Raw genomic sequence first — 16,504 nt, 5'->3', positions numbered from 1 at the left:
TCTTCATCGCGGGACTGCGGGCGCGCTGGCGTCCGCATGGCCGAAGGAGGATCCCTATGGCCCTGACCGTGCCTGCCCCGAGAGGGCCGGGTCTCATGCCGCCCACTGTCGAGGTGGTGCTGGCGTACGCGGCCGACCAGACCGTCAAAGCCGCGCAATCCCTGTGGCCCCATTCCACCGTCCAGGCCGGGGAGGTCGCCCCGAGCGTCACGAGCTACGTGCAGCGCGTCCAGGTCGACGGGCGGCCCCTGTACGGGAAGCTGCCGATCCTGGGCGCGTCGCTGGTGTCGGTGCTGCGCGGGGTGCGCGGGGACTGGGCGACGGTGAAAGCGGCCCAGGCCGCCTATGCCCAGGCGCCGGACTCCCTGGTCCGGCGCGAGGGGCAGCAGCTCATGACCCTGGCCGCGGCCGGGGTGCGCGTGCCCAGGGTGGCCGGGTGCGCCGGCGGGGTGCTGTTCACCGAACCGGTTCCGGGCCCGACGCTCGGCGAGCTGATCGCGCGGGAGCCGCACCGTACGGCCCTGCTGCTGGGGCGCGTCGCTGACCAGATCGGCAGGGGGCTGACGCGGCCGGGTGTCGCGGCCCGGGTGGACCGGGTGGCGATCCGGGAGCGGTCGATCACGGACACGTTCCAGCGCAAGTTCGCGGCCGGCAGCAGCACTTATCTGCGCGACACGGGGCACGGTGAGCTGCTGGGCGTGGTGATCGGGCGGCTCCGCGAGGTGCCGGTGCGGCCGGCGCCGTTCCAGCCGGTCATCTACGGGGACTTGAAGCCTGAGCACGCCGTGTTTCCGTCCGGTCCGGACGGGCCGGTCGTGTTCCTCGACCCGGGGCTGCAACGCGGCCGGCCGTGCGCGGACGTGGCAAAGGTGGTCTCTCGTACGGTGTTGGGCCTGGTGGCCGAGCCGCTCCCGCCCGAGGATGCCCGCGCGGTGCTGTCCGGGATCACCGCGTTCACGGCCCGGCTGACGGCCGAGATGGAGCCCGACGATCAGGAGGCGTGGCTGCGTCAGTTCCTCCTGCTGTGGCTGATGGACACGGTCAACATCCTGACGACCTACCTGTCGGCCCCGGCCGGCCTGCCGTTGTCGGCCCAGGCCGCGGCCGTGGTGGAGCGGGCGGAGGTCGTCTGCCAGATGCTTGAGCACGCCACGGTGTCCATGGCGAGCCGGGCGCCGGCGGGCTCCTGGTGGCGGGTGTGCCTGGATGACGCCGTGTGGGCGGTCGTCGCATGAGCGAGATCGGTGTCATCGGCGCCGGCGCGGTGGGCCAGGCCCTCGGCGCGCTGCTGCTCACGACCAGGTGGTGTGAGTCGGTGGTCGTCACCTCCGGCAGCGGCGGTTCGGCCGCCGGGCTGGTCGCTGACCTGGACGACATGGGGCAGGTGACCGGCTCCCCCGTCCGGGTGGTGCACGGGGACCTGGAGCGGATGCAGTCCTGTGACGCGGTCGTGGTGTGCCCGCGTGCCCAGTTCACCAACCGGGCCAGCAGCGACATCAGGATGGCCGGGCTCACCGTAAACGGGCCCCTCGTCGCAGCATTGGGCCGGGAGTTCGCCGGCTACCGGGGCGTCGTGGTCATGGTGACCAACCCTGTGGACGTGATGACCCGCCTGTTCGCCGCCGTGTCCGGCTGTGACCGGGTGTTCGGTGTCGGCTCCAACACAGACACGGCCCGATATCGCCTCATCCTGGCGCGGCTGCTGGCGGTGTCACCGTCGGCGGTCGCCGGACACGTGATCGGGGAGCACGGCACCCACGCGGTGATCTGCGCCTCCTCGACCACGGTCAACGGCCAGCCGGTGCCTGTGCCGTTGCAGACCGTCCGGGACGAACTGGCGGCCCGTCCCGGCCGGATCAATGCCGGGATCGGCCGCACCAGGTGCGGACCGGCCGGCGCCACCCTGGCCGCCCTGGAACACACCCTCGGACACACGGACGGGGTGATCGAGCTGTCCGCGTCCTGGCGCGGCGGGTGGCTCGGAATCCCGTTGCGGTTCACCGCCGGCCGCCCCACCGTGTGCATCCCGCCCCTTGACCCCGGTGAGACCCGGCAGCTCGACGCCGCCGACGTCAAGATCCGGTCCGCGTATGACCAGCTTCACCAGACACTCAAGGAGACGACCGCATGACCGACATGTTCGCCACTCGCATCACGCCCGCCGACGGGTACGCCGTCACCGTCACCAGCCGCGCGGAGGCCGTCACGGACTGGGCGGTCCGGTACTTCGGCATGTGGTGGAACGCGGCCCGGGTGGACGCGGCCGACGTGACGGGGGCAGTCGTCGCTGCCGACGTCGACCCGGGCGAGGTGGCCGCGCTCACCGGCGCCGTCACCAGCGGGCAGCACGCAGAGGTGGTGTACGCCAACGACCGGATGGTCTACGGGGTCAACGGGGACGGCGTGGTGAGGGCCGCGCAGCCTGACGCGGGTCTGGCCTACCGGTGGGAGCCGGCCGTGCGCCGGCTGACCGTGGTCGGTTGCGACGAGACCGCCGTGGCGACGGCCGCGGCCCGGATCGCCCGCGAGGTCGTACGCGGTCAGCTCCTGGGCAACGGGTGGCAGATCCTCCACTCCTCGGCCGTCACCCGGCCGGACGGGCCGACCGTGCTGTCCCTCGGCGACAAGGGGGCGGGGAAGACGACCGTGGGGTTCCTCCTCGCGCGGGCCGGGTGGGGGCTGCTCGCCAACGACCGGGTGTTCGTGCGCGTCGAGGAGGGCGCCGTGCGGGTGCTGCCGTGGCCGTCGGCGGCGGCGATCGGGTTCGGGCTCCTGGACGCGATGGGCTGGTACGACGTCGTCCGCGACCGGGTTCGGGCCGGGGAGCAGATGCACCCGACGCAGCACCAGCGGGTCACTGACGCGCTGCTGGCCGACGAGCGGGAGCCGCTGTGGAAGTCGAGCGGGAAGGAGTTGAAGCCGCAGTTCTTCCCGGACCAGCTCGACACGATGCTGGGCATGAAGCTGGCCACGGAAGGCCGGGCGGCCGCGCTGCTGTTCCCCCGGATCACAGTCGGCGCCACCCCGGCAGTGAGCGACGAGGAGCGGGGCGTCCAGGACGGCGACTTCTTCAACGCCAAGACGGAGGACCGCTATCCGGACGTGTTCCGGCTCCTTCCGGCGGGCGGCGCGTCCGCCGGGCTGGCCGAGGCGCTGGCCGCCCTGCCGCACCGGTCGGTCGTCCTCGGGCACGACACGGCCGCGAACACGGCGCTGCTGGAGGAGGTGACAGACGGCCTGCTGTGACCCATACCGTGTGACCCGCGTGACCCCCCGCAGTCGGCTGCGAGGGGTCACGTGTCGTTTCGGGGGCCGGACATGGGTGTGCCCCCACCCTGGGCTCGGAAGGGCGGGGGCACGGGGCGCTGTCCCACGGGCGGGAGCGTATCCGCTACTCGTGATCAGGTGGAGCGTCGGCGGGCGGCGGCTCCTCGGGCGCGGCGGCGGTCTCCCGGGCGATGATCCCGAACGCCTCGGCGACGGCCGCGCCCAGCATGTGGCGGGGGACGCTGGCCCGGTACTCGATCCGGACACCCTGGCCTATGTCCTCGGTGTCCGTGTCCCCTGGTGTCCGGACAGTGTCCGTGCTGGTCGGCAGCGGTCCGCAGTCGACGGACTCCCCGACGTCCAGGAGTGTCCGCAGGACGCCGCCGGACGCGGACACCGTGTCCGTGGACGTGTCCGGACCGGTGTCCCCCGGGGTCTCCGGGGGCATGGCGGTGAGCTGGTCCAGGGCCGCGAGGGCGCGGCGCCGGCGGAGGGACGGGGTGCCGGTGTCGCAGCAGGCCTCCCGCCCCCAGGAGAAGTGATCCGGGTCCAGGCGGTCGCCGTGGTAGCGGCAGCGCTCCGGGAGCTGTTCCAGGGCGCGGCGGAGGTGGCGCTCGGCGTACGGGATGCGGTCGACCACTGCCTCGACGGCCTCCAGCCGGGCGTAGAGCCTCTCCAGGTCGCGGGTGGTCATGTCGTCCAGGCGGATGCGCTTCATGCCGCTGCCTCTTTCTGGTCGACATCGGCCGCGGCCGGGCCCTCGGCCGGCTCGTCGTCCGGGAGGTCGTGCCGGTAGACGACGAGGTTGCCCAGGAGCTGCCGGGCCATGTGCTCGGCGCACTCCGGGGACAGGTCCAGGGCCCATCCCTGGTGGGCCTCCTGCAGCGCCGTGGCGAGGGTGGCGACGTCGACCAGGCGCGGGTCTCCTTCCGGCGGGTTCAGTGCCTCGTCCCAGGCGTAGTCACAGCTCCAGCACTGCCGCTCCAGGCGCTCCCCCTTGCCGGAGGGGCGGAAGGTGTGGCGGTCCTGGGTGCTGTGCTCGCCGGCGGCCCGGAACCGGGTGATGGCCTCGGTGTGGGAGCACTTCGCGCACACGACGAACGGTCCGGTGTACGGCGGCAGGTCGTCGCCGGCGGGCGCGGCCGGGACGGGGTGGGGGCCGAGCTGCCCGATCGCGGCGGCGGCCAGGGCGGCGCAGTGGGCGGCCGGGTCCGCGACGATGCCGGCCTCCACGCGCTCGTGCCACGTGGTCAGCAGGGCCTCGGTAAGCCGGTCGAGGAGGGCGGTTTCGCTGGGGGTCACTGGTCTTCTCCTTCGGTGCGGGCGCCTCGGCGGGCGGCCCAGTCGGGATCGAGGCGGGGTACGGCTGGCGGGGTCCGGTCCTGGCGCCAGGACCGGACGTTGGCGGCGGAGCGGCGGGGGTGGCAGGTCCACAGGACGGCCAGGCCGACGAGGAGGACGGGCACGGCGAGCCAGAAGCCCAGGGACCGGGTGGGGCGCTGGGTCACCTGGTCCTGGGCCCAGTCGATGAGCCGCTGCCAGGGGCGAGCGCGGCCGGCCGCGTATCCGGTGAGGACGGCCGCGGCCAGGGCGAGCCACAGGGCGCCCACGGTCAACCCTGCTCGTCGTGTCGGGTGTTGGTGGCGCTGGTCTGCTGGGTGCATGTCGGGTCGTGGTCGGTGCCGAAGGTGGTCCACCACCGTTCGCAGCGGCAGGTCCGCGCGAGCTCGGCGCGCATGACGGCGTCCAGGTCGTTGGGGTAGGGGCGCGGGTCTCGGACGGCGGCGGCCTGAAGCGCGGCGGCGTGCTGCCGCTCCCGGCCCCCAGCCACGGCGACGAGGGTGGCGGTGGCGTAGAACGCGGCTGCCTGGCCTGGGTCGTTGTGGTGCAGGCAGACGGCCGAGACGTACGCGAGCCAGACGAACGCGACCAGGTAGACGGCCAGGAGCGCGCGGGCGAGGCGGGTCACCGGGATCGCGTCCGTTCAGCGGCGAGGTGTTCCCCAGTGGTCACGGCCATGCCGTACACGATGCCGATGGCCTGGCCGAGGTCACGGCTGCCGGTTCGGTCGGCCTCGCCGGCGAAGGCGTGGAAGAGGGCGCGGGCTTGGTCGCGGTCGCCGTTGGTCCACACGGTGGTGAACTGGGTGGCGAACCGCAGCGGTGCGGGCAGTTCGTCGGCGGAGGCCGTGCTGCCGTCGAGCGCGGAGGTGACCTCCAGGCTGTAGAACGTGCCGGGGCCGTTCTCCATGCGGGCGGCGAGCGAGGCGGCTTCGGCGAGCATCCCGAGCAGGACGTAGGTGGACTGGGGGCCCTGGTCCACGAGGGGCTGGAGCAGCGCGCAGCCGGCGTCCTGGTCGCCGAGGATGCCCAGGGTGATCGCCTGGGTAACGATGTCGGGCGGGTACGGGGTGATCACAGGTGTGCCTCCTCGGCGGCGGTCGGGTTCTGGATCCAGTCGCCCAGGGCGGCGGTGTACGCGGTGCGCGCCTCGTCGGCCGCGGCCTGGAGCCGGTCGGCCTCGGCGTGGAGCTGGGCGAGGTGGGGGGCGTGCTGGTCGACGCGTTCGCGCAGCCACGGGGGCATGACGTCCGCGAGCTTGGCCACGGTGCGCTTCACGCCGTAGCCGGGATCCAGGCACAGGGCCAGGAACGAACGGGTGTCCTCGGGGGTGTTCAGGTCGGGCAACGTGGCTCCTGGGATGAGGGCCGCCCCCGGGTGGGCGGGGGCGGCCGGCGGTCGGCTATACGCGCGGGGTGGGGGCTGAGAGGGGGCAGTCCGGGGAGTGCGGGATCGCGTGCCCCTCGTCGTCGCACGTGACGGACCATGCGGCGTCGGCGGCGGCTGCCAGTTCGGCGGCGTGCTTGGCCAGCAGCTCGGCCGCGTTCTGCCGGGCGTCCCTGGTCCGCAGACCGCCCTCCTCGTAGACCTCGGTGAGGTCCTGGAGGGCGGAGGTGTCCGGACCGTCGTGGAACGCGGGCACGTAGGTGGTCCACTGCTCGACGACCACGGGCCGGCGCACGACCTGGACGGCCTGGACGGTGTCCCCGTGCCAGCCGTGGCCGTCGGGCACCGGGCCGGTCTCGAAGTCGCCGGCGTCGATCGGGGCCTCGTACTCGATCGCGTACGTCCGCTCGTCGTCGGCCAGGAAGACCGCGCGCCGTTTCTGGGTGTACTTGAGCGTGGTCACCGGCTCGTCGGCAAGCAGCGTCTCGGACCACTGGACGTCCTGCGGGCTGTCCGGGGGGACGCCCACGGCGGCGAGTTCGGCGCGGGTGAAGTCTCGTGTGGGCACAGCGTTGCCTTTCGGGTCAGTCGTCGGCGAGGAGGAAGGTGGCCAGGCCGAGCCAGGTGAGGACGGCGGCGATCGCACCGACGACGACGGCGGGCGTGGTGTCGGCGGTGAGGACGTAGGTGACGCCTCCGGAGAGGCCTCCCAGGAGGAGCCCCAGGGTGAAGCGGTTCACGGGCTTTGCCTTTCGGGTCAGTCGGTGGGGTCGGTGGCCAGGACGTGGACGGCGGCGAGCGCGAGGCGCTGGCCCTCCGGGCACATGTCCGGCAGCAGGGCGGCCGGGGTGCACGTGGTGCACCCGTCGCGGATGTGGTCGTTGGTGGCCTGGAACGCGCCGATCGCGGCCTCCAGGAGCGAGGGCGCGGCGCCGGCCGGGAGGGCGGGGCGCGGGATGTCGTGGGCGATGTGGGCGCAGGTGCGGGCTTCCACCTGGGCGTGGGTGGGGCGGGCCCACTGGTGCCAGTTCGCGGCGTCGCTCCAGCGCAGTCCGTGCGTCTCGTGCGGGGTGCCGCACCAGCGGCAGCCGTCCAGCTCGGGCGGCGAGCCGTCCGGGTACCGGATGAAGCCGCGGCGCAGTCCGGTTCCCTCGTCGCGGGTGATCAGGGCCATGCGTGTCTCCAGGGTCGGGTGAGGGCGGGTCAGGCGGTGTTGGCGCGGGCCGCGCGCTTCTGGTCGCGCTTGCACGCGCCGCAGTAGGCGGTGCCGTCCTGCTCCAGCCGGCCGTGCTCGGCCTGGTCGTGGCCGTGGCGGCAGGTCTCGCCCGGGGCGGGCACGCCCTTGATCGCGCGCAGTTGCTCGCGCAGTCGCCGGCGACCGGGTTCGTCGTCCACATGGGCCGGGGCGACGCAGTGCGGGTAGTCGCACTCCGCACGGACCTGCCCGACGGGGTCGCGGCCGGTGCGCTTCTTGAACGCGATCCCGGCCGGGCTCGCGGACCTCTCGCGGAAGCGCATGACGGGGGTACTGCTGCGGCCGGCCCGCTCCCCGAGCCACTCCAGGTGGCCGCCGTCGACCTCGCGGACGAGGCTGGCCCACTTCTCCTCCGCCGTGGCGAACCTCGGCGGCACGTACGCGATGCCGGCCTCGCGTCGGATGCGACGTACGGCGGCCCGGTCGACTCCCAGCTCCTCGGAGATCTGGTGGTTGCTCGCGTGGCGCAGCCGCGCCCGGATCTCGGCGTCCCTCGGGTGCTGGCGGGGCTTGCGGGTGGTGACGGTGGGCCGGCCGAACCCTCCCTCGCGGCGGGCGCGGGCGATGGTGCCGACGTCCGCGCCGGTCCGGCGCCGGATCTCCGCGTCGCGGTAGCCCTCGTCCAGCAAGGCCAGGATCTCCCTGTGCTTCGGGTGGGGCTGTCGGCGGTACGCGGAGCGGGGCACCTGCGGGATGCCGTGCTTGTCGCGGATGCCGGCGACAGCGCGCACGCCCACGTACAGGCGGCGGGCGACGGCGGTGTTTGTCAGGCCCTCGTTCAGCAGGGTGCGGATCTGCTGCTCCTGGGGGTGCGGGTCGAGCGGGCGTCCGGGCATCACAGGGCCCCCGTCCAGGCGGCCAGTTCCTCGCCGGCCTCGGCGTTGGCCTTGACCAGGGCGGTGCGCTCGGCCAGCAGCTCCACCAGGGCGGTCCGGCAGGAGGCCAGCAGCGGGGCCGGGTCGGCGTCGCCGGGGGCGGCGAGCTGCCGGACGAGGGCCTGGATCTCCTCCAGGCGCCCGGCGGTGAGGTCGTGGGTCATCGGCTCAGTTCCTCGTCGTACGGGCGGCGGGTGTTGGGCGGGTACTTGTGGGTGCCGCGGCCGGCGGCGGCCTGGGCGCGGGCGACGTCGCGGGCACCGTGGCGGCGTACGGCTTCCGTCTCGCCGTGGTCGGCGAGAGTGCGGGCGACGTCGGTCAGGGGCGTGTTCGCGGCCTGGGCGGCGGCACGGTGACGGCGGCCGCGGCACAGGAGGCACAGGCCGTCCGTCGGGTCCAGCGGCCCGGGCGGGTGGTCGGGGCAGTCGGAGGTCGAGGGCGGTCGGTGGGCGGCGGCGACCAGGCGCCGGGCCTCCTCAACGGCCTGGGCGACCACGGCCAGTTGCTCCGGGGTGGCGTCCGCCGGCGACAGGCGGTCGCCGTAGCTGCCGAGGGTGCGCAGCGCGGTCACGAGGGCGGGCAGCGGAGTGCGGTTCATCGGCCCACCGCCTGGGCGTGCTGGGCCCACAGGCAGTCAGGGCAGCGGTCGGTCGGCTTGTGCGCGCGGTGCTGTCGTCCACAGGCGCACACCCGCAGCGGGGCGGCCGGGTCCTGCGCCGGGATCTTGACCGGCTGCGTGCCCGCGTGCGGGGCTGCGGCATCTCCGGTGGGACCGGAGGGCATCTGCGTCAGGAAAACGCCCTGCACCGGCGCCTGGGGATCTTGCTGGGCGCCCTCAGCCTTCTTCTGGCACCCGTGGCACAGGCCGCTGGTGGCGCGCAGCAGCCGCACCCCGCACTCCGCGTTCGCGCACGTCCCCCACGGCTTCTCCTCCTCCGGGGAAACTCCGCCTTTGCCGCCTCGCGCGCCCACGCGCTCCTGTGGCTGAGGTTCAACAGCAACCGTGTCGTGGTGGGTGTCTGGGTCCCTACCGTAGGTAGGGGGGTAATGGTCCCCCCCGGCGGGAACGGGTTCCGGAACCCGTCGCGAAACGGTGTCCGTACCCGTTCCAGAACGGTTTCCGGATTCGTCGGAACCCCCGGCGGGAACGGGTTCCGGACCCCCCTCCTGGAACGGGTTCCGGACACCGTCCTGCGACGGGTTCCGCTCCTCGATCTCCCGGGCCTTCTCCGCCTTCTTCCGCCGGGCTTGGCGGGTGTCGGTGTAGAGGTGGAGGTGGGTGTTCCAGTCCAGGCGCCCCGGGGGCAGCATCAGTTGGAAGATGGACGACCTGTTGGGGCGGCGCCGGCGAACCAGCAGCCCTACGGCGATGAGGACCTTCACGGCCCGGGTCACCGTCTCGTCGGTGCAGCCGGCCAGGGCTGCCAGCGTGTCGTTCGAGGGGAAGGCGCTTGATCCGTCGGCGTCCGCGTACGTCGCGATCCACACGCCGACTCGGGCGCACTTCGCGACCTCGGCACGCTGCGAGCGCAGTACCTCGTCACGTAGGCGGTTGATCCATGCGTTACGGACGGTCTGCACGCGGTCAGTGCTCGTGCTGGCCATGCGCGCTCTCTTCGTCGGTCCTGGTCAGGGCAGTCGACGGCGGTCCGGTGCGGTGTCCACTTGCCCCGCCGTCTCGATGCCTAATGTTGCATCCTCACATTGCATGGTCAAGTTGCAACACTAGGATGGGTTACGCGTCGTCGCTACCCTCACCCCGGGGCGCAATGCCGAGGCGCTCCCGCCGCTTCGCGTTCTCCAGCTCCAGCCACCGCCGGGACAGGGTCCGCCGCTGCTTGTCGCTCAGGCGCACCGCGCGGGAGACCACGGAGACGACGACGGCCGCCTCCGCGCACCAGGTGGGAAAGAAGTCCTCCGCGGACTCCTCGACCTCCCCCATGGGCTCGACCACGTACAGGTCCCCGAGCCAGTACTTCGAGGCGTAGAACCGGCCGTACTCCCGGTCCGTGGTGATGTAGACCCGGTCCGGCCGCTCGGTGAGCGGGTCCACGTTGCCCAGGCCGGGAACGACGGGCTGTTCGCCGGCAGCCTTCGCGGCGCAGATCGGGCAGCCATCCACGCGGTTGGGCGGGTGCGGGGCGATGATGTCGCCCGGGTTCAGGCCGGGCACGCCGCCATGGAAGTAGCGAACGTCCGGCTGGGGACCGCTGGTTGAGGTCATGGGCAAACTCCGGCTGTGGGACGAAGGACCCCGGGCACACGACCGCACCCGGGGCCGAGAGGGAACAGGGGTGTCCGGACACTCGGCGGACAGGTGTCCGGGCAGGTCAGCGGGCTCCGCCGCGCCCGCGCAGCTTCACGCCGCCCTCCAGCAGCAGCGTCCGCGCGGTGCCGTAGGACAGGTCCGCCTCCGCGGCCAGGGCCCGGATCGAGACACCGGTGTCGTAGGCCTCCGCGAGCTCGCGCGTCACGCGGGCGCGGTCCTCGTCCCGGAGCCGGGGCCGGTAGCTGGTGGACAGGCGGGGGGTGGTGCTGGACATGGTCAAGTCCCTTCGGTGCAGGGGCCGGCGGGGCGGCGGTGGAGGCCGGAGACGAGGGCGAGCAGGGCACACACCGACTCCGTGCGTGCGCGGGCGCCGGCCGTGACGGCGGCGTGGAACAGGGCGGTGGTCATCTCCCGGTCGTCACGGCCGTACGCGGCCAGGAACCGGGCGGCGAACAGCCGGTGCGGGTCGGCCGGCGCCGAGGACGCGGCCAGCAGCGCGCGCACCAGAGTCGCGGCCCCCGAAGGGTGGGCCTGCAGCGCGCTCTGGCCGGTCTCCGCGACGGCGATGCACAGGCCGTACATGTCGGCCGCGTCCCCGAGGTCCGCGACGTGGTCCAGGACGGCCGCGGCCTGGTCGAGGTCGCCGGTGAACACGTGCCGCAGGACGTCCTCCACGAGGGGCACGAGGGCAACGGGGCCGATCACGTCGCCACCTCCACGGCCTGGGTGGGCAGGCGGTCGAGGGCGTCGCCCAGGAGGTCGGCCAGGTGGCGCCGGTACTCCGCCAACTCCGGGTCCGTGGCACGGTCCGCGCACTGGCGCAGGCACTCCACCGTCTCCGCGACGTCGCCGGGCCCGAGCCCGGTCACGAGGAGTGCCATCACAGCCGCCCGGGTGCGGACGCGATGTCCGCCTCGGCCATGGCTGCCAGGCACGCGGCCTCCGCGTCGGCCGGGGCGAGCGGCTTGGCCCGGGGCACGTAGCGGCGGTCCACGCCTGCCTGGGCCCACCACAGGGCGAGCTCCACGGCCGAGATCGCTTCGGACTCCTCGCGGGAGCCCGGCACCAGCTCGTGGACGAGGAGGGCCAACTCCTCGGCTGCCGTGGCAAGACGGGCCTTTATCGCCGTCCGGGCCTCGTCGGTCGCCGGCGCCGCAAACCGGATGCGGATCTCGTTCTCAGTGATCGCCACAAGGGCTCCGTTCTCAGGTGGTTCAGATCAGTCGTTCGTTCTCGTAGGCCGCGGCCGCGTCCTGGATCTGCTGGCGGATCGCGTCCTCGGCGCACGTCTTGTGCGCGGGCTTCCTGCTGGAGTCGCGGAGGTTGGTCGGCTGGTCGCAGTACCGGCACGGCCGGGCCTGCTGTGCCCAGTGCCGGGAATCACTCCAGTCCAGGAGCCCACCGGGCGGCGGGTCAGGCCGCTGCCGTGGCCGGCGCGCGGGCATCGGCCGCCTCCCTCGCCGCGGACTCTTCCTTGTGCCGGGCGGCGGCCTGCTCGGCGGCCCGTCGCAGGACGTCGCGCCGCTCGTGCTCGTCCAGCCCGCCCCACACCCCGTACGGCTCGCGCCGCTCCAGGGAGTCGATCTGGCAGTTCCCGGAGACCGGGCACCGGTGGCAGATCTGCTTGGCCAGGGCCGTCATCGCGAGGACGTCGGACTCGCTGCCCTCCGGGAAGAAGATCCGGGGTTCCTCCTCGCGGCAGGCCGCCCGCCGGTCCCAGTGCGCCGGGCGTGCCAGGTTGTCGGGGAACCTCTTCGGTCCGTAGTGGGTCGGACGAGGCATCAGCACTCTCCCTCCTCGTCGTGTCCGGGCACCGCCGGACAGGTGTCTGCGGACGTGTCCGGACAGGTGTCCGCGCAGCTCAGCGCGTCACTTGCGGCCGGGTCCGGACCGGTGTCCGCAAGACGGCGGACAACCGCGCGGACAGATGTCCGGACAGTGGTCCGCAGAGAGTCCCCGCCACCGCGAAGGCGGCCGGTGGGCCGCAGCCGCCACCAGGCGGCGACCACGGCCAATCCGAGGAGCGCCGGACCCCACACGTGCCCGGTGGACGCGACCGCGATGAACACGTCCACGAGCACCAGGAGGTCAAGGGCGTCCATCACTCAGTCCCGCCTCAGCACGCCACCGGGTGACCGTGCGCTCCGCGATCCCGAGCCGCTCCCCGATCTCCTCCGCGCCGAGGTCCGCGTCCCGGGTCATCACGACGACGGCGTACCGCTGCTCGACCTCGGTCAGCTCCGGCAGCGGGTAGTCCCCGCGCATGACGCGCTCGACCGCGACGAGGTCGACGTCCTTGTGCCACGTCGCGCAGTCCGGCGGGGTCAACACCCCGCGCGGCTGCTGCCGCTGCTCCTGGGCGCGCCGCTCCTCGCGGATGACGCGGTCCTCGAGGTGGCCACCGGCCACACAGCGCGGGTAGCCGCAGCTCGGCGTGGTCTTGCCCTCGGCGTCCCGCCCGTGGTGGATCCGGAAGGCGTACCGGTAGGCGGTCTCCGCCTCCAGGCCGAGGCGCAGCAGCGGCGTGCCGTGCTCGGACAGGGGGCCGGTCCACTGGAGGTGGCCGTTCTCGACCGCGACGGTGCGGGCCGCGAAAGCCTCCTCCCACGTCTCGCAGGAGCGCCGGCGACCGCGTTGGTAGGGCGGCATCCCGGCCGCGGCCCGGACCCGTCGCACCCGCTCCGGGCCGACGCCCAGGGTCCGGGCGACCGCGAGGTTCGAGCAGTCGGCGCCGTCCAGCGCGGCGGCGATCTCCTCCGTGGTGATCACCCGTCCACCGCCTTCGGCCGCTCGATGCGCCAGAGGCGGATGGTGCAGCCGGGGCCGTCGAGGACGCCCGGCACCAGGCCGTGGTCGGTGGTGTACCACTTCCCGACCTGCCCGTAGTCCACGATCAGCGCGTCATCCCGGTACACCCCGGCGGTCTTCAACGCGTCCTCGGTGGAGCGCACCAGCTTGGACAGGTCCGGGGTGACGTCCGGGCGCAGCGGCGCCGACGGGCGCACCAGGCCGGCGTTCCGGCCGGTGCCCATGTGGCCCTTCGGCCGGTCGAAGCAGAACACCATGTCGGCGACGAGGGCCTCGTCCAGTTTCGTGAAGCCCTTGATCTTCTGCCGGGCCGCGATCGCCGTCCACACCACGGACTCACGCCACGGCTTGACCTTCGCGGAGGACTCGATCATGACGCCGTTACCGACGTGCCGCTTACTGCCCTGGGGTCCAGGCAGGCCGCGCACAGCGACCTCGAACGCGGGCGCCGGCGACTCGGGCGCCTCGCCCTCGACCACGGGGGCCGGGACCGGCGCGGCGACCTCGAAGAGGGGAACCGTCTCCATCAGGCCTCACCGCCCGACGAGGCGCCGTCCACGCGCCCCTCCGGCTGGTCGGCGTCGGCCTTCTCGTCCTGGACCAGGGGGATGTCCCCGGCCGTCCAGGACGACGGCAGCGGCGGCGCCAGGCTGATGGTCGTCAGCACCAGGTCGTCGGCGTGCTCGGTGTAGCAGTTGGCGGTGGCCTCCAGGAACCGGCCCGGCAGCTCCTCGGCCTTGAGACCGGTGGCGCTGGTCAGCTGGTCCAGGAGTACGGTCACCGGCTCCGTCAGGCTCCACCCGACGACGATCACGCGCGCCGTACGGGTGGTCACGTCGACCAGCTCCACCTCCACGGGGGTGGTGAACCTGGGCTCGTCCCGGGCCGCGAGGTACGTGGCGCCGAGCTCGGTGATGGCCGGGCGGGAGTCGATGAACCCGACGTAGCGGAACAGCGTCAGGGGGGTCATCTGCTCGGCGTGCTCGGCGACCGCCTCGCCGGCCGCGACCGCGCGCAGCGCGGCCTCCACGTCGACGGGCAGCGGCTTGAGTTCGGCCCGCAGCGTCGCGCGCATCTTCCCGGCCCGCCACGCGGCCGTGCCCCTCGTTTCCTCCGACGAGCACGGGCAGCCGGCGACCGTCTCCCGGGTGTCCCTCGACGCGGTGTGGCCGAGGCACTCCAGGATGGATGTCGCGCCCTTCTCGCACAGACGGGCAGTACAGCAGGCGCAGTTGGAACAGGCCCTCGCGGCCGGGCGGACGTACTCCGGCCCGAACGTCTCCATGGTCATGGTCACTGGTCTCCAGGGGAGTCGTGCCCGCAGTGCCAGCACCGCCGGGAGCCGTCCGCGTGGACCGCGTGAGGCTGGGAGCGCTGGGAGCGCGGGCAGAGGAAGAAGTCGAGAGCGTCGGCGTCGCCCAGGGCGGCGAGGTCGGCCGCGAGGTGGTCAGCCGGCGAAACGGCCGGGGCGGCGCTGTGCGTGCGGCGCCACCCCTGAACGGCCGGGACGAGGAGGCAGGCCGCGGCCGACACCAGCCCGGAACAGCAGGCGGCGGCCACGACGACCACGGCGGCGTCCGTCACCGGTCGGCCCCCACCCTCGGGGCCGGGATGAGCGGCCAGTCCAACCGGACGGACGAGGCAAGTTCCTGCTTGCCGTCGGTCCGGGCGAAGTACTCCCGCAGCCCCTCGGCCTGCTCCCTCGCCCAATGGACCTGCTGCTCGTGGAGTTCGCCCAACTCCAGACGGGGGAGCCACCGGTGCCGGTTGGCGAGCTTCCACGTCACCGCGCAGGCGGCGACCGCGTCGGCCTCCGCCGTGTGCGCCTCATCGAGCTGGACCACGTAGTGCCGGCACAGGTCGGACAGGGTCCGGCCTCCCTTGCGCCACCGGTCGACCTTCTTGTCCAGCACCTTCGGGTCGATCACGCACGGGACCGCGCGGTCGAACAGCGGCTTCACGCCGTGGCGTCGGGCCTCGCGGTCCAGCATGGTCAGGTCGAACTGCGCGTTCATGGCCACGATGGGCAGGCCGGCGTCCACCGCCTCGGCCAGGGCGGCGGTGATCTCCGCGATGACCTCGGGGGCCGGGCGGCCCGCAGAGCGGGCCGCCTCGGTGGTGAATCCGTGCACTGCTGTGGCCTCGGCCGGGATCTCGACACCAGGGTCGGCGATCCAGGACAGGCCGGTGGTCGGCTGGCCGCCGCCGTAGCGGACGACCGAGCCGGTCACGATGCGGGAGGTCTCCGGGTCAACCCCGGTCGTCTCCAGGTCGAACCCACACAGGGGGCGGCGGTGCCAGCTCATGCGCTGGCCTTCCGACCGCGCCCACCCCGGTTGCGCTTCGGCTTGGACCGTCCCCGCTTGCTGCCCTTGACCGGCAGCGGCCGGACGCTGGTGTCCTGGGACGCCTCGGCGGCACGGTGTGCCCGCTCCGCCTCCGCGACCAGCGCCTCCGCCTCCGGGTCCGGGGCGTGGAGGATCTGCACCTGCCCGGCTTCGCCGGCCTCGTCGGCGGCACCGAGCGCGCGCAGCTCCGCCGAGGTCGGCACCACCTTCTCCAGGCGGCGGATCGCGCTCTTGAGCCACATGGCCGGGAAGTCGGTGTGCCAGAACGAATCCCTCGCCCCGGTCTCCTCGGCCCTCCGGTACGCCTCGCTGTACTCGTCGCGGATGGCTTCGGCGTCCTCGCGGCTGAGAACCACCACCTGGGAGCGGGCGCCGTTCTTCATCCAGCAGAAGGCGTAGGCCAGGATCTCCGGGCCGCGCTCGGCCTTCGGCAGCTCCGGGCGCGGCTTGTGCGTGAAGTCCAGCGGCGGTGGCGCGGTCGGCTCGATGGACCACTCGTCGGCCTCGTGGATCATCCCGACGTGGACGGAGTCCACACGGCCGGACCGGTACATCAGTTCCACGAAGCCCCGGTAGGTGGGGATGAACGTGGCCACGCCCCCGGAGGCGGTGACGACGGCCTGCTGGCCGTCCGGCACCAGGCCGAAGCGGGCGCAGGTCAGGAGGGCCTGGAGCTTGCTTGCCGGGGTGCACCGGGTGAGCTTCGGCAGGATCGCGCGTACGGCCGCGAAGAACGGGCCGGTCTCCAGGTGGGAGGGCAGGGCCTCGTTGAAGTGGTCCTCGTACCGGCGCAGCCACTCCATGACGCCCTCCGTGGCGTCCTGCTCGTGGCCGGCGGCCTGGTCCTCGCCCTGGCCATCCGGCGTCCGCTCGTGCTCCCCGGCCAGAGCCGGGCCACCCGGCCCGGTGCCGCGCTCGGTGGCGGCCTTAACGCGGTCCTTGAGGCTGGTCGTCAT

At 73.3% G+C, this 16,504-nt stretch carries 30 protein-coding genes; 3 read left to right on the top strand and 27 right to left on the bottom strand.

Going from position 1 to position 16,504, the window contains the following annotated elements; genetic code table 11:
• Positions 1-56: 56 nt before the first annotated feature.
• The 3 genes from J7E96_RS28355 to J7E96_RS28345 are packed head-to-tail and all read left to right on the top strand — an operon-like array spanning position 57 to position 3,246.
• Positions 57-1,235 carry a hypothetical protein gene (locus J7E96_RS28355; RefSeq protein ID WP_215135239.1) on the top strand — a complete coding sequence of 393 codons (1,179 nt, stop codon included), beginning with the start codon at positions 57-59 and terminating at the stop codon, positions 1,233-1,235.
• The gene (locus J7E96_RS28350) at positions 1,232-2,131 is read left to right on the top strand and encodes a lactate dehydrogenase (RefSeq protein WP_215135237.1); all 900 of its coding nucleotides are present in this window, start codon (positions 1,232-1,234) and stop codon (positions 2,129-2,131) included. Before J7E96_RS28355 ends, J7E96_RS28350 begins: the two co-directional genes overlap by 4 nt.
• Positions 2,128-3,246: a hypothetical protein gene (locus J7E96_RS28345; RefSeq protein ID WP_215135235.1), complete on the top strand. Its 1,119-nt coding sequence runs from the start codon at positions 2,128-2,130 to the stop codon at positions 3,244-3,246. The genes J7E96_RS28350 and J7E96_RS28345 overlap by 4 nt, the downstream gene beginning before the upstream one ends.
• Before the next feature lie 145 nt (positions 3,247-3,391).
• Here J7E96_RS28345 and J7E96_RS28340 read toward each other — a convergent pair whose 3' ends face one another.
• The 27 genes from J7E96_RS28340 to J7E96_RS28210 all read right to left on the bottom strand — a co-directional run bounded on the left by J7E96_RS28340 (position 3,392) and on the right by J7E96_RS28210 (position 16,504).
• Complete coding sequence (locus J7E96_RS28340) at positions 3,392-3,985, bottom strand: hypothetical protein (RefSeq protein WP_215135233.1); 594 nt, start codon at positions 3,983-3,985, stop codon at positions 3,392-3,394.
• Positions 3,982-4,569 carry a hypothetical protein gene (locus tag J7E96_RS28335; protein WP_215135231.1) on the bottom strand — a complete coding sequence of 196 codons (588 nt, stop codon included), beginning with the start codon at positions 4,567-4,569 and terminating at the stop codon, positions 3,982-3,984. Before J7E96_RS28335 ends, J7E96_RS28340 begins: the two co-directional genes overlap by 4 nt.
• The gene (locus tag J7E96_RS28330; RefSeq protein ID WP_215135229.1) at positions 4,566-4,877 is read right to left on the bottom strand and encodes a hypothetical protein; all 312 of its coding nucleotides are present in this window, start codon (positions 4,875-4,877) and stop codon (positions 4,566-4,568) included. Before J7E96_RS28330 ends, J7E96_RS28335 begins: the two co-directional genes overlap by 4 nt.
• Positions 4,878-4,879: 2 nt before the next feature.
• Complete coding sequence (locus J7E96_RS28325) at positions 4,880-5,236, bottom strand: hypothetical protein (RefSeq protein ID WP_215135227.1); 357 nt, start codon at positions 5,234-5,236, stop codon at positions 4,880-4,882.
• Positions 5,233-5,685 (bottom strand): hypothetical protein, encoded by a 453-nt coding sequence (locus tag J7E96_RS28320; RefSeq protein WP_215135225.1) that lies wholly within the window; start codon positions 5,683-5,685, stop codon positions 5,233-5,235. The genes J7E96_RS28325 and J7E96_RS28320 overlap by 4 nt, the downstream gene beginning before the upstream one ends.
• Positions 5,682-5,954: a hypothetical protein gene (locus tag J7E96_RS28315; RefSeq protein WP_215135223.1), complete on the bottom strand. Its 273-nt coding sequence runs from the start codon at positions 5,952-5,954 to the stop codon at positions 5,682-5,684. Before J7E96_RS28315 ends, J7E96_RS28320 begins: the two co-directional genes overlap by 4 nt.
• Positions 5,955-6,009: 55 nt before the next feature.
• The gene (locus J7E96_RS28310; RefSeq protein ID WP_215135221.1) at positions 6,010-6,561 is read right to left on the bottom strand and encodes a hypothetical protein; all 552 of its coding nucleotides are present in this window, start codon (positions 6,559-6,561) and stop codon (positions 6,010-6,012) included.
• Between the two features lie 16 nt (positions 6,562-6,577).
• Positions 6,578-6,733: a hypothetical protein gene (locus tag J7E96_RS28305; RefSeq protein ID WP_215135219.1), complete on the bottom strand. Its 156-nt coding sequence runs from the start codon at positions 6,731-6,733 to the stop codon at positions 6,578-6,580.
• A gap of 17 nt (positions 6,734-6,750) precedes the next feature.
• Positions 6,751-7,167: a hypothetical protein gene (locus tag J7E96_RS28300; RefSeq protein ID WP_215135217.1), complete on the bottom strand. Its 417-nt coding sequence runs from the start codon at positions 7,165-7,167 to the stop codon at positions 6,751-6,753.
• A 29-nt stretch (positions 7,168-7,196) separates the two neighbouring features.
• Positions 7,197-8,084, bottom strand: coding sequence for a hypothetical protein (locus tag J7E96_RS37780; RefSeq protein ID WP_251070560.1), 888 nt, complete (start codon positions 8,082-8,084; stop codon positions 7,197-7,199).
• Positions 8,084-8,287, bottom strand: coding sequence for a hypothetical protein (locus tag J7E96_RS28290; RefSeq protein WP_215135215.1), 204 nt, complete (start codon positions 8,285-8,287; stop codon positions 8,084-8,086). The genes J7E96_RS37780 and J7E96_RS28290 overlap by 1 nt, the downstream gene beginning before the upstream one ends.
• Positions 8,284-8,721, bottom strand: a complete 438-nt coding sequence (locus J7E96_RS28285) for a hypothetical protein (protein WP_215135214.1) — start codon at positions 8,719-8,721, stop codon at positions 8,284-8,286. Before J7E96_RS28285 ends, J7E96_RS28290 begins: the two co-directional genes overlap by 4 nt.
• A complete protein-coding gene (locus tag J7E96_RS28280) occupies positions 8,718-9,728 on the bottom strand; it encodes a helix-turn-helix domain-containing protein (RefSeq protein ID WP_215135213.1) in 1,011 nt (336 codons plus the stop codon). Before J7E96_RS28280 ends, J7E96_RS28285 begins: the two co-directional genes overlap by 4 nt.
• Before the next feature lie 130 nt (positions 9,729-9,858).
• Positions 9,859-10,347, bottom strand: a complete 489-nt coding sequence (locus J7E96_RS28275; protein ID WP_215135211.1) for a hypothetical protein — start codon at positions 10,345-10,347, stop codon at positions 9,859-9,861.
• 106 nt (positions 10,348-10,453) lie between these two features.
• Entirely contained in the window at positions 10,454-10,666 is a 213-nt protein-coding gene (locus J7E96_RS28270) for a helix-turn-helix domain-containing protein (protein WP_215135209.1), read from the bottom strand.
• 2 nt (positions 10,667-10,668) lie between these two features.
• Positions 10,669-11,097, bottom strand: a complete 429-nt coding sequence (locus J7E96_RS28265) for a hypothetical protein (protein ID WP_215135207.1) — start codon at positions 11,095-11,097, stop codon at positions 10,669-10,671.
• On the bottom strand, positions 11,094-11,273 hold the full coding sequence (locus J7E96_RS28260) for a hypothetical protein (RefSeq protein WP_215135205.1): 180 nt from the start codon (positions 11,271-11,273) through the stop codon (positions 11,094-11,096). Before J7E96_RS28260 ends, J7E96_RS28265 begins: the two co-directional genes overlap by 4 nt.
• Positions 11,273-11,584, bottom strand: coding sequence for a hypothetical protein (locus J7E96_RS28255; protein WP_215135202.1), 312 nt, complete (start codon positions 11,582-11,584; stop codon positions 11,273-11,275). The genes J7E96_RS28260 and J7E96_RS28255 overlap by 1 nt, the downstream gene beginning before the upstream one ends.
• 22 nt (positions 11,585-11,606) lie before the next feature.
• Positions 11,607-11,837 (bottom strand): hypothetical protein, encoded by a 231-nt coding sequence (locus J7E96_RS28250; protein ID WP_215135200.1) that lies wholly within the window; start codon positions 11,835-11,837, stop codon positions 11,607-11,609.
• Positions 11,806-12,174 (bottom strand): WhiB family transcriptional regulator, encoded by a 369-nt coding sequence (locus J7E96_RS28245; RefSeq protein WP_215135198.1) that lies wholly within the window; start codon positions 12,172-12,174, stop codon positions 11,806-11,808. The genes J7E96_RS28250 and J7E96_RS28245 overlap by 32 nt, the downstream gene beginning before the upstream one ends.
• Positions 12,174-12,494: a hypothetical protein gene (locus J7E96_RS28240; RefSeq protein ID WP_215135195.1), complete on the bottom strand. Its 321-nt coding sequence runs from the start codon at positions 12,492-12,494 to the stop codon at positions 12,174-12,176. Before J7E96_RS28240 ends, J7E96_RS28245 begins: the two co-directional genes overlap by 1 nt.
• Positions 12,481-13,161 carry a helix-turn-helix domain-containing protein gene (locus J7E96_RS38560; protein ID WP_215135193.1) on the bottom strand — a complete coding sequence of 227 codons (681 nt, stop codon included), beginning with the start codon at positions 13,159-13,161 and terminating at the stop codon, positions 12,481-12,483. Before J7E96_RS38560 ends, J7E96_RS28240 begins: the two co-directional genes overlap by 14 nt.
• Positions 13,158-13,727, bottom strand: a complete 570-nt coding sequence (locus tag J7E96_RS28230) for a RusA family crossover junction endodeoxyribonuclease (RefSeq protein WP_215135191.1) — start codon at positions 13,725-13,727, stop codon at positions 13,158-13,160. The genes J7E96_RS38560 and J7E96_RS28230 overlap by 4 nt, the downstream gene beginning before the upstream one ends.
• Positions 13,727-14,491: a hypothetical protein gene (locus J7E96_RS28225; RefSeq protein ID WP_215135189.1), complete on the bottom strand. Its 765-nt coding sequence runs from the start codon at positions 14,489-14,491 to the stop codon at positions 13,727-13,729. The genes J7E96_RS28230 and J7E96_RS28225 overlap by 1 nt, the downstream gene beginning before the upstream one ends.
• 2 nt (positions 14,492-14,493) lie before the next feature.
• Positions 14,494-14,784: a hypothetical protein gene (locus J7E96_RS28220; RefSeq protein ID WP_215135187.1), complete on the bottom strand. Its 291-nt coding sequence runs from the start codon at positions 14,782-14,784 to the stop codon at positions 14,494-14,496.
• On the bottom strand, positions 14,781-15,506 hold the full coding sequence (locus J7E96_RS28215; RefSeq protein WP_215135185.1) for an exonuclease domain-containing protein: 726 nt from the start codon (positions 15,504-15,506) through the stop codon (positions 14,781-14,783). The genes J7E96_RS28220 and J7E96_RS28215 overlap by 4 nt, the downstream gene beginning before the upstream one ends.
• Positions 15,503-16,504, bottom strand: coding sequence for a recombinase RecT (locus J7E96_RS28210; protein WP_215135183.1), 1,002 nt, complete (start codon positions 16,502-16,504; stop codon positions 15,503-15,505). The genes J7E96_RS28215 and J7E96_RS28210 overlap by 4 nt, the downstream gene beginning before the upstream one ends.

The organism is Streptomyces sp. ISL-96, from assembly GCF_018614035.1.
GTDB lineage: Bacteria > Actinomycetota > Actinomycetes > Streptomycetales > Streptomycetaceae > Streptomyces.
Note: the sequence above shows the minus strand (reverse complement) of the source record. Positions and strands in the feature narration are given on the sequence as shown.